8 protein-coding genes and 1 tRNA gene are annotated in these 12,067 nt (G+C 40.2%); 3 read left to right on the top strand and 6 right to left on the bottom strand.

Features of this window, described 5'->3' with window-relative positions:
• Window positions 1–163: 163 nt before the first annotated feature.
• Window positions 164–3,424, top strand: a complete 3,261-nt coding sequence (locus tag EJ994_RS02615) for a DUF11 domain-containing protein (protein ID WP_126591074.1) — start codon at window positions 164–166, stop codon at window positions 3,422–3,424.
• Between the two features lie 499 nt (window positions 3,425–3,923).
• Here the strand turns inward: EJ994_RS02615 and EJ994_RS02610 are convergent.
• From EJ994_RS02610 to EJ994_RS02600, 3 genes are all read right to left on the bottom strand, one after another.
• A tRNA-Pro gene (locus tag EJ994_RS02610) sits at window positions 3,924–3,997 on the bottom strand.
• 136 nt (window positions 3,998–4,133) lie between these two features.
• Entirely contained in the window at window positions 4,134–5,069 is a 936-nt protein-coding gene (locus EJ994_RS02605; RefSeq protein ID WP_126591073.1) for an alpha/beta hydrolase, read from the bottom strand.
• Window positions 5,059–5,784, bottom strand: a complete 726-nt coding sequence (locus EJ994_RS02600) for a M15 family metallopeptidase (protein WP_126591072.1) — start codon at window positions 5,782–5,784, stop codon at window positions 5,059–5,061. Before EJ994_RS02600 ends, EJ994_RS02605 begins: the two co-directional genes overlap by 11 nt.
• A 158-nt stretch (window positions 5,785–5,942) precedes the next feature.
• Here EJ994_RS02600 and EJ994_RS02595 point away from each other — a divergent pair, with 158 nt between their 5' ends.
• Both EJ994_RS02595 and EJ994_RS02590 read left to right on the top strand, forming a co-directional pair.
• Window positions 5,943–7,730, top strand: a complete 1,788-nt coding sequence (locus EJ994_RS02595) for an arylsulfatase (protein WP_126591071.1) — start codon at window positions 5,943–5,945, stop codon at window positions 7,728–7,730.
• A gap of 36 nt (window positions 7,731–7,766) precedes the next feature.
• Entirely contained in the window at window positions 7,767–8,690 is a 924-nt protein-coding gene (locus EJ994_RS02590; protein ID WP_126591070.1) for a family 16 glycosylhydrolase, read from the top strand.
• A 12-nt stretch (window positions 8,691–8,702) separates the two neighbouring features.
• Here the strand turns inward: EJ994_RS02590 and EJ994_RS02585 are convergent, their stop codons facing one another.
• Genes EJ994_RS02585 through EJ994_RS02575 form a run of 3 tightly spaced genes read right to left on the bottom strand, consistent with a single transcriptional unit; the run spans window position 8,703 to window position 12,008 of the window.
• Complete coding sequence (locus EJ994_RS02585; protein ID WP_126591069.1) at window positions 8,703–9,524, bottom strand: sugar phosphate isomerase/epimerase family protein; 822 nt, start codon at window positions 9,522–9,524, stop codon at window positions 8,703–8,705.
• A 37-nt stretch (window positions 9,525–9,561) separates the two neighbouring features.
• Entirely contained in the window at window positions 9,562–10,278 is a 717-nt protein-coding gene (locus EJ994_RS02580; protein ID WP_126593632.1) for a gluconate 2-dehydrogenase subunit 3 family protein, read from the bottom strand.
• An 8-nt stretch (window positions 10,279–10,286) separates the two neighbouring features.
• A complete protein-coding gene (locus tag EJ994_RS02575; protein ID WP_099574621.1) occupies window positions 10,287–12,008 on the bottom strand; it encodes a GMC family oxidoreductase in 1,722 nt (573 codons plus the stop codon).
• Window positions 12,009–12,067 lie beyond the last annotated feature (59 nt).

The raw sequence follows: 12,067 nt of genomic DNA, 5'->3' as shown, positions 1-12,067 counted from the left end.
GCACCCCAATAGAAATTATAAATCTATTGGGGTTTCTGCTTCAATTTATCTAAATGCGGATGGTATTATAAAAAGCGTAGTGCACAACATTTAAAGTAGTTTTTACAACAATATATTGTAGTCACAGATGAAATCTGTTTTTTTTGTCAAGTAGTTTCCAATTATGTCAAAATTTAAGTTTTACTTAAAAAATCTCGCCCTTTTTATCTTTCTGTTTTTAGGAAGTAAAAGTTTTGCGCAGTTAAGCGATTTACATTATCTGCCACCGCTAAGGCAAGGGGCGAATAATGCCGCAATTAGAGATCAAGCAATTTATCTATCTACACCACAAACTACGGCATTTACGGTAAATGCCTATAGAGGTACGAATACAACTCCAATAGCCACTTTTTCAATTTCTAACGCCGCTCCGGCTGTTTATACCTTGGCCACTGGAAACAATAACATTACCCTAGTTGACGATAGCAATACAGGAATAATACTTACGAACAGTGGACTACGTTTTGAAGCTCCGGGCGGTGAGAACTTTTATGTGAACTATAGAGGTAATTCTAATTCTCAAGGAGCATCGTTAACCTCTAAAGGTAGAATAGCGCTAGGTAGAGCATTTAAATGGGGAGGGGTGCCTAACTTAGGTTCTGAAAATTCCAAATCGAACACCTTAGGTATCATGGCTACGGAAGATAATACGACCGTAACACTTTCAGGATATGACTCTAATTGCGAATTTAGGGTTGGCACTAATAGGGCGGGAATTACCGATAACAACTATACCATAGTCTTAGATGAAAATGAATCATTCGTCTTTGAAACCTATATTGGGACTTCACCAACCCTTGCCCATGAAAGAGGTTGGATAGGAGCTTCCATAGACTCCGATAAAGATATTGTAATTAGTAACGGTTCTCTTAATTACGGCCGTCAAGCCGGCAGTGGTAATCGAGATGCCGGTATTGACCAACCTGTCCCGGAAAATAGACTGGGAAAAGAATACGTTTTTATCAGAGGAAACGGAAATGCTAACGGTTGGACGGAGTTTCCATTAATCATAGCAACAGAAAATAACACCCAAATTTTTGTGAACGGGTCTCCTACCGCTATTGCCACTATTAACGAAGGTGATTTCTTTGAGATTCCAAGTAGTAATTATTCAGCGAACAGTGTAGGTTCTAATATGTACGTTGAAACATCAAAGGATGTATATGCTTATCAGTGTATGGGTGGTTCAACTGCTGCATATACACAAGGACTAAATTTTGTGGCTCCGGTAAGTTGTCTTTTACCGGACACCATGGATAATATACCAAACATTACTGATGCTGCCGGCATTACCATATCGGGCGGGGTTACTATTATAGCCGCTACAACAACGCCGGATAACAATATCAATGTTACTGATGGAAATGGCGCAGTTACCTTACCGCCCTCCTCAACTGTTACGGGCACATCTGATTGGAAAACATTTTACGTACCCAGTTTAACCGGCAATGTCAGTGTACAATCTACCGGACCGGTTGCGGTAGGTTTTTTTGGTTTCAATGGGGCAAGAGGTGTTGCTGGCTATTATTCCGGATTTGATACCGTTCCTAGTATTGATTTAGAAATTACGGGCGCTAGTTGTTTACCCGGTGCCGTTTTGGAAATCGCCAGCGGAGAAACCTTTGATGCTTATCAATGGTTCGGTGATGGTGTCTTAATACCAGGAGCTACCACCTCCTCATTCGCGGCAAGCGTTGCTGGAGACTATTTCTTGAGGGTTACTCGAGGGCCTTGTACCTATGATTCAAACTCTATTTCCGTTTATTATTGTAACCCCGACATAGAACTTATTAAAACAGCCGATAAAGCCATAATCCAAGAGGGAGAAACCATCACATTCACTATTGAGGCCCAAAACTTTGGAATAGACCCGGCCACCAATCTAGTGATTTCTGATGTGCTGCCCACTGGCTTATCATTAGTTTCGGCCACACCTAGCGTAGGAAGCTGGTCTTCACCAAACTGGTCCGTTGGCACCTTAACGAGCGGTTCTTTAGAATCCATCGATATCGTCGCAGTAGCAGATTTCAACAATCAAACCCTGCCCTCACAATATTTGTTGAATACTGCCATCAATAATCAAGACCAGACGGACAATAATATCACTAGCGATTCCCCGTCCGTTGCTATTACTATTTTAAACGATTTTGATAATGACGGTATAGTAGATATTACAGATTTAGATGACGATAATGATGGGATTCTGGATAGCGTCGAATGTCCCAATGGAGATACCGTACTATGGGTTACCGACGGAACAGCTAGCCTTGAAGAGCAAAATACAATTGACAAATTAATTGTCCTAGGATTTAGCGTTACCGTAGTTGACGATGCCGTAGGTGGCAACGCCGATAACTATGGAGCTACCTTTATCTACGAAGATGCACTAAGCGGAACAGCTCTGGCAAATGTTTCTAACTTAACCACCACTACAAAAGGTATAATTACCAGTGAACCTGCCTTACATGATGATATTTTAGGTGCAGCGGTCGGTGGCAACAGTAGTTCAACCGCAGTGAACATACTTGACAATACCCATCCGATAACCGATGGGCTGTCTCTTGGAAATTATGATATTGGAGATGCTCATTACCATGGTAACGGACTGACCACTGGAACCGTTTTAGCAAGGGATCCTAACAACAATGAAGCATCTATTGTAGTTTGGAAAGAAAACGATGCAATGGAAGTAGGAACCGCACCTGGAAAAAGAGCCATTGTTCCATTTGCCAACGGTAATGGCGGCTTCAATTCGGCAGGAGAAAACCTATTAGTGAAAGCTATTATTTGGACAGCTGCAATCGATACAGATAACGATGGGCTTCCGGATAGTCTAGATTTAGATAGTGATAATGATGGTTGCAGCGATGCTATTGAGGCCTATAATGATGTTAATGCCGACGGGGGTGATGGTGGAGCATACGGCACTGGAACGCCGCCCGTTACCAATGGAGACGGAACCGTTACTGCTGCATCCTATACAACACCTAATGATTCCGATATTAATACAGTATATGATTTTCAAGAAGCTGGTGCCGTCCCAATAATAAATACAGAACCTACCGACCAAAGAGTATATATAGGCAATGATGGCACCTTTACTTTATCCGATTCCGATACAGACCAGTACCAATGGGAAGTAAGTACTGATGGTGGTAGTAATTTTAATACCATTAGTGATGGAGCGGAATACACCGGAACACAAACCAACACCCTTACACTTCTTACTCCAGATTTGAATAAGAACGGATTTATTTACCGTGCTGTACTTCTAAACAACACCTTCATCTGCGGCCAGACCGTATCCAATGAAGTCACATTGACCATAAAACCTAAAACCGTTATTACCAATAGAAGGATAACAGTTCGTGTAAAGAAAAGTTGATACCGTATCGCACGGAGAATTCTATTCAACCTGTCTCCATACCTCTTGTAAGATTAAAAGTGAATTGCTTGTGTGATTCTCTTTCTCACTTAGTAAGAATGACAGGATTTAAATAATCCTATTATATCGCATTAGATGCAAATTAGAGCCCTGCTTTAGAATTATCGAGAAATAACAAAGAAATGTGGTTATAGGATTTTGATAATCCTTTTACATTGCAATTGTTGCAAATTAAAGCAAAAATCCACTTTAGAAAATTTGAATAAAGAATTTACATAATCCCAATAAACCCTCGTTGCAAATAAAGCTTTGCTTTATTTAAAAATAAAAGCCTCAGTTTTCTTAAGAAAGTGAACAAGGAATTTAATAACAATAAAGGATTTTGATAATCCTATTACGTCGCATTTGTTGCAAATTAAAGCGTTGCTTTAATTAAAAGTTAAAGCAAAAATCCGCTTTAGAAAGTGAACTTTCTACGCGGATCTATTACTTTAACTTGTCGGGATGACAGGATTTGAACCTGCGACCACTCGACCCCCAGCCGAGTGCGCTACCGGACTGCGCTACATCCCGAAATAATCTTATTAGTGTAAATAAAACAATAAACCTATAGTTTCTCAAAATAACTCAAAATTAACCGTAGTGCAGTTTATCCTGAGCGTAGTCGAAGGGCTACATCCCCTAAATTTCGAATGCAAAAATAAACAAGTTATTCGGTTTCCAAACTATTCATCCATTCTATTAGATTAAAAGGCCATTTTTTTAGGACAGTATCTCCTTGCGCCAAACCAAAACCATGACCTCCTTTTTCAAATAAGTATAACCTGCAACCAGCCTTAGACTTTAAATTATGCATCGTATGAAAATACTCGCTATTCTCTACCGGCACCACCGTGTCATCCATCGCGTGTATTACATAAGTTGGAGGAGTGTTTTCGGTAATTTGATTTTCAATCGAATATTGCAAGATCAAATCTTGTGCTGCATTTTTTCCCAATAAATTATCTCTCGACCCTTTATGAGTTTTTTCGCGCATTGTAATAACAGGATACAGCAAGGCCATAAAATCTGGCCTTGCACTGATTTTATCAATTTCATCGACGGGCGAGTACATGGTATGACGATATTTAGTGCCCAAAGTGGATGCTAAATGGCCTCCGGCGGAAAAACCGATTATCCCGATTTGTTCTGGGTCTATATTCCACTCACCTGCCCTGCTTCTTACAATTCTTATAGCTCTTTGTGCATCTATCAAGGGAACTTTGTGCTTATCTATCTGCATAGCATCAGAGGGCAACCGATATTTGACCACTATGCCCGCTATACCTCTTTCATTCAAAAATTTAGCAACATCGGTTCCTTCTTTATCATAGGCCAGTATTTTGTACCCTCCGCCAGGAAAAATTAATAACGCTTGGCCAGTGGCAATCGACTTATCCGGTAAAAAGACTTCAATAGTAGGTTTATGAACCTTGCTAATCCTTAATATGTCAGTAAATTCATGAACTTCTTCTATGTTGCTTTCTATTTGATTTGGTATTTTCCCTTCTGGCCACAAATCAATTATTCTTTCTTGGGTAGTACAACTAACTATATTAATAATGATTAACAGACCCAATAATCCTCGTACTGAACTATAAGCCATCACAATCCCATTTAAAGTTTGCTATGGGGTCCTTTGACGCTCCTTGTAAATTATAATGCCACCATTCTGTTCTCGTAGACCAGAAACCGTGTTTCTCCATGGTCTCCTTGAGCAGCTTTCTATTGTCTAATACCTCCTGCGGTAAGTCCATATTATCATGATATGCCCTTTTACCAAAAAAATCAAAGTCAGTTCCCATATCCAGCTCCTCACCCGATAAAGTGACCAAAGTAATATCCACGGCACCACCTTTGTTATGTATTGATCCTTTAACAGGATTTGCCACGTACTGAGGATTTGGAACAATTTTCCACATTTTATACTGCACATCGTTAGGGCGATAGCAATCAAAGAATTTAATCTTAACCCCTTTACTTCTAAATTCTTCATTTACCGCTAATAATGCCTTTACGGTTTTGACCCGCGTATAACATTCCGCACAGTCATAAACCTGAGCCTTTAAAAAATTGTTGTCCGTAGCATAACGCATATCATAGGCAAAACCATCACTAAAGTCTGCTAACCTAACAAAGGTAGAATCTGCTAAACCGTCTAACGACCTAAAGCTTTTTTCCTGTATTTCTTCTTTTTCGGGAACAGTATCCAGGATCTCCATCGATTTAACATCAACTGTATTGCCCTGCTTGTTCGGAATCTTTTCTTTACAAGAAAGTATCATGAATCCGAACACTACTAGAAATGATAAATATTTCATAAACTAATATTTCTACCTTTTAATACGATATTAAAAGTAAGACAATTTGACTTTAATTGTACCGTAAAATAGCAACCATAAACCGCTCTAAACCCGTCCGATAGTTTTAATATATTTAAATACTTATCTTAAACTTTCTAAAAGTAAAACGGCATTACATGCAAAGAACTTTAAATTTCCTGCTTTTGAGCCTCCTTTTATTTTCTTGTAAGGAGGAAGCCAACGTAACGAATTCTACAGCTCAGAAGACAACCACAAAACCAAACGTCATTCTAATTATGACCGATGATCAAGGCTGGGGGGATTTGAGCCTTAACGGAAATCCAAACCTAAGTACTCCTAATATTGATGCCATAGCGGAACATGGTGTTTCTTTCGAAAATTTTTACGTGCAACCTGTATGTTCCCCTACCAGGGCAGAATTATTGACGGGTCGTCATTACACTAGACTAGGTGTTTACGATACTTCCGCCGGAGGTGAACGCCTTAATTTAGGTGAAACTACAATAGCGGACATTCTAAAAAAAGAAGGGTACCGCACCGCTGCTTACGGGAAATGGCATAGTGGAATGCAACCACCGTACCATCCTAATGCCAGAGGCTTTGATGATTTTTATGGATTCGCTTCAGGACACTGGGGCAACTATTTTAGCCCAATGTTAGAGCACAATGGTAAAATAGTAAAAGGAAATGGTTTTTTAGTAGATGACCTTACCGATAAAGGACTAAGTTTCATTACCAAAAATCGTGAAACGCCTTTCTTCCTTTACCTACCATTTAACACACCACATAGTCCTATGCAAGTACCTGACGGCTATTGGAATCGTTTTAAGGACCGTTTGCTGAAAAGAAATTATCAAGGAAGCGGAAAGGAAGAACTAAACTTTACCAGAGCTGCCTTGGCCATGGTAGAAAATATTGATGTCAACGTGGGGCGTATTCAATCCAAACTAAAAGAATTGAATCTAGAGGAAAATACCATCATCATCTTTATGTCGGATAACGGGCCCAACAGCTGGCGCTGGAATGGCGGCATGCGCGGTAGAAAAGGATCTCCTGATGAAGGGGGTGTACGCACTCCGTTTTTTATGCAATGGAAAAATACCTTACCTGCAGGGAAAACTATTAAAGAAATCGCAAGTGCAATTGATATAGTACCAACACTTACGGCGTTAACAAATTCCGAGGGTAAAACTAGTAGAGCTCTAGACGGGAAAGACCTCTCCCCTCTTCTTTTTGACACACCGGAAGAATGGAACTCTAGATTTGTATATAACAGCTGGGGAAACAATACCTCGGTACGTTCGCAGAAATATCGATTAGATCAAGAAAACCGTTTGTACGATATCGAAAATGATAGGGCACAACAAATAGATCTTTCAGCACAACTTCCACAAATAAGGGATTCATTACTCAAAGCCAAAACAAAATGGTTGAAAGAGACCTTGCCCATTTCAAGAGCCGAAGATGACCGCCCTTTCACATTAGGACATCCAGATTTTGAATACACGCAACTACCCGCCCGCGACGGTGTTGCCCACGGTAATATACTACGCAGCAATCATTATCCAAATGACACCTTTTTTACTAATTGGATCAGCCAAAAGGATTCCATAACTTGGGAAATAGAAGTACTTGACGATGGAAAATTCGAGGTAGACCTTTACTATACCCTGGCCGATGGAAATGAAGGAGTAGCCGTTGAATTAATAAATGGACAAAGTACCTTGGTGACCCGTATTACAGCGTCTCACGACCCACCACTTAGAGGGATGGAAAACGATCGCTTTATCCGAGGAGAATCTTATGTGAAAAACTTTAAAAGAAAACGACTGGGGGAAATTTTCCTCAAAAAAGAAATTGGAGTAGTGACCTTGAAAGCACCTACTATCCCTGGTTCTTCAGCTATGGACGTGAGACTACTGAATTTTAAAAGGCTTAAATAACAACTTGGATTTACGTATCTTCAACCTAAAAAAGGTATGAAATATATTTGTCTACTTGCCACGATTATCGTTTTTTCTTGTTCTGGAAATGAGGATACATCAATAACCATAATCCCGGAAAATCCCGAACCAGAGGCTCAAAACCCACCTGAAGAAGAAGTGATTAAAGAACTTCCGGAAGTTTTAGATGCGGGCTTCGATTTGACCGCTGAAGATGTGGTAGGCTGGGAACTGGTTTGGGAAGACAACTTTAATGAAGGTTTATTAGAATGGAATATTTGGGAAGGTGGTGCCTTCAATCAAGAATTACAATTGTATCAAAAAGAAAATCTTTTTGTTGAAGACGGATACTTACTTATAGAACAATCGCGGGAACAGGCATCAGGATTCGTTAATCCTTTTGACCCCAGCCTTAAATCTTTTGATTTTACTAGTGGAAGAATAGAAACTAAAGATTTGTACAATCCCTCTTCCCAAGGAACACTGCGCATTGCCGCTAGAATTAAACTACCTGCTGGAGCAGGTCTGTGGCCGGCCTTTTGGAGTTACGGAGATCCATGGCCTACGCAAGGAGAAATAGATATTCTTGAATTCCGAGGAAACAGGACCAATGAGCATGTTACAAATTTCTTTTACGGTAATGAAGCCAACACCCCAATTACTGATTCATCCTTTACGACCTATACCCATGACGCTGGTACTGATCTTACCACTGAATTTCATGTTTATGAACTGGTCTGGTCTAGAAACAATCTTGTCATTTCTCTGGATGGAGTTGAAATCAAAAACTTTGACAATAGCACGTATATCTTTATTGATGATATGTTCAATAAAAATCAAAAAGTGGTATTGAATTTGGCCGTGGGCGGTGCTTTTTTCAACGGAATGAACTTGAACAGCGCTCAAATTCCTGATCAATCCTATCTTATTGTAGATTGGGTAAGAGTTTACAAGCAATAAAACGCCAAGTCATTATTCCTTTAGACTCTTAACGAAGGCTATGCTTTGGGGTACTTGAGCTACAACCCTTGAGGACTCATCTTCAATGAACATATACTCAATTCCTAGTTCTCTGGCTTTTCGGATTAAACCATCCATATCAATTTGTCCTTTTCCCAAAGTTACATTGGTATCATCGTCCGATAGTCCGCTATCGTCACCAACCAAACCTTGCTCCATATCCTTTAAATGCATTAGCTTAAACTTATCCGGATATTTGTTCAAAAGCACCATTGGGTTGGCACCCCCGTGCTGAACCCAATATACATCCATTTCAAATCCAAAATATTTCGCATTTTTGGCCATGTAGTCAAATAAAGAGCCCTCTTCATAATTTCGAAATTCGTAACCATGGGCATGATATACCAATGTAATGCCCTCTTCTTGTAACCGCTTACCTGCAGTATTAAAAACTGTAGTAGCTTCTTTAGCATTACCGAAATCGAACGTATTACCATCGTGATCTATCCAAGCGCACATCACGTACTTCACATCATAGTCCTTGGCATTCTTTATTACCTTTTCAACATCATTCTTTAAATCTTTATACGCTCCTTGTATGCTGCGCATTTTAAGATTCCTGTCCTTCAACATTGTCTTGAACTTGGCCAAGGGCACGCCGTAACTATCCCCACCCTCGATATTGGTAATACCCCAAGACTGGATAAGGTCTAATGTTCCGGGGACGTCCGTTTTAAACTGATTACGTAAACTGTATAATTGTAAGCCTATTTCTTGCCCGTATACCGTACTACAAGCAAATGAGAATACTAATATGACCACTAATTTTTTCATCAAAAATAAATTAAGAGATTACGTTCACTCTAAAAAATCAGGTAAGTAAATTACCTTTCTCGTCCCATTCTGCTATCACACCTCGTTTACTTTGGTCTACACATTTTGCAATCCATTCCGGGTCATAGGCCATACCATGTTTATCCAAAACTTCTTGTGGTACTCCGTCCCAAACATTGGGCATGTTACCTTTATAACCCAAATCAGCAATACCCACTTTTGAGGTATAGTAGCCTGTAACCGTAAGATTGCGCATTAAGGCGAAGAATTGAATTTCTAGAGGTTGATCATCAATGGGTACCTCAGTGTCATGCCAACAGATTTGATCACATATTTGCTTTTGCTGTTCTAACGACGCCGATTTGAACTCCGTTCCAAATTCCCTGTTGCTTTTATGGTCCAACCACATTAATCCGCCTAATAAAGTTGGTGCCATTTCAGGAATGTCCTTTGACATGAACTCTATTAATTCAGGAACCTCAGCCTCAATAGGGCCTCCATGGGGCTCTTTAGGTGGAAGAATAACAACACTTAGTGCTGCAATGGTTTCCATCTCATGTTCGTTGAAGGTCTGCTCTGCCTTAAGCTTCTCTATGCGCTCTAATTCCTTTGGTGTCCTACCGAAATACTTGGTGTCTTCCGAAGTGATTATTTCCTCATTTGGTGTCCTATCTTCTGTTTTACAGCCATGGAATGCTAGAGCGGAAGCTCCTGCACCAAGTATTAAGGTCTGTATACTTTTTCTTCTATCCATCATACCTTCTAGATATTTTGCTGTTTTAATTGTTCAATTATATAATCCGATGCCCTCCATGACAATGCCATGATGGTCCAGGTACAGTTCTTATCGGCCTGCGAAACAAATACTCCCGCATCTACAATAAATACGTTATCTACATCGTGTAATTGATTGAATTTATTCGTAACCGATGTCTTTGGATCATCCCCCATTCTGGTGGTTCCCACTTCATGTATAATTTCACCTGGTTTGTTCAGCCCATAATCTCTGTCTTTACCCGGCTTTTCACCTAAATAGATACCACCCATGTTATGGATTATCTCCTCGAAGGTATCTTGCATGTGCTTGGCCTGATTTCGTTCAAAATCCGACCATTGATAATTAAACTTCAGAACCGGTATACCATACTCATCTACCGTTGTGGGATCAATTTCACAGTAATTTTCTTTTCTGGCAATACCTTCTCCACGACCACCGAAGCCAATTACGGAACCATAGTATTTTTTCACATCTTCTCGAAGACTATCCCCGTAACCACCTACTTTCATTCCAAAATACTGATTCAGGTCACCTTGGTTCCACCCAAAACCATAATTGGGCTGGCTCATGCCTCCCCATATTTCTATGTGATAACCTCTTGGAAAATCTAGTTTTGAGTTGTCTCCCCACCATGGAGAGTATACGTGCATACCGCCTACCCCGTCTTCGTTATAAGAAACATCACGATTCATTAAACCCGGTATAACACCTGCGGCCCCAGCTCCTGTGGAATCATGTAAATACTTCCCTACTAGGTTACTACTATTACCCAATCCGTTAGGGTGTTGTTTACTTTTAGAGTTTAGAAGAATACGCGCAGAGCTACAGGCCGATGCAGCCAGTACTACGACTTTTCCTCTTAGCTCATATTCTTTTCTATCTTCTTTATTGATGTAGGACACTCCGGTAGCCTTACCTTCGTCATTGGTCAGAACTTCTCTCACCATGGAGTTTACGAAGATTTTAACCTTACCACCGCTCTTCTGTGCCGGAAAAATTAGACAGCTACCAGCAGAGAAATCTGCGTATACTTGACAAGACCTACCACATTGTCCGCAATAAAAACAGACTCCCCTATCGTTATTGATTTTCTTCGTCAACATGGACAATCTGCCAGGAATAACAGGAACATTGGCTTTTTTTGCACCTTCTATGTAATAAAGTTCATGCAATCTAGGCTTTGGAGGAGGAAGGAAAAATCCATCTGGATCATCTTCTAGTCCTTCATTGGTTCCAAAAACACCTATAAGTTTATCTACTTTATCATAATAGGGTTTCACATCATCATATCCTATTGGCCAATCGTCTCCGTGTCCGTCCCTAGTTTTACCTTTAAAATCTTTTGGTCCGAATCTTAAGGATATACGGCCCCAGTGATTGGTGCGCCCACCTAGCATTCGAGAACGCCACCATCTGAAAATTGTTCCTGGCGTATGGGTATAGGGTTCTCCTTCTACTTCCCAATCGCCGTAGGACATATCCCACTCGCCAAAAGCACGATCGGTCCCTGCACCCCTTCTGGGGGATTCATAGGGCCATTTTAGCTGTGTCATGGTTTTGGGGTCCGCTGGGTCAAAAAATGGGCCTGCTTCTACTACGGCAACATTTAAACCAGCATCGGCCAATTGTTTAGTGGCCATACCGCCGCCAGCACCAGAACCGACGATGATTACATCATAAATTTCTGAAGATTCTTTTATTTGCATGAATACTATTTTATTTCTTCTAATTTAATATTTAAAATATAACTACAGCTTATTTTTTA

The sequence above is a fragment of the Maribacter sp. MJ134 genome, assembly GCF_003970695.1.
Taxonomy (GTDB): Bacteria; Bacteroidota; Bacteroidia; order Flavobacteriales; family Flavobacteriaceae; genus Maribacter.
The sequence above is the reverse complement of the archived record's forward strand: the minus strand, read 5'-3'. Positions and strand labels throughout refer to the sequence as shown.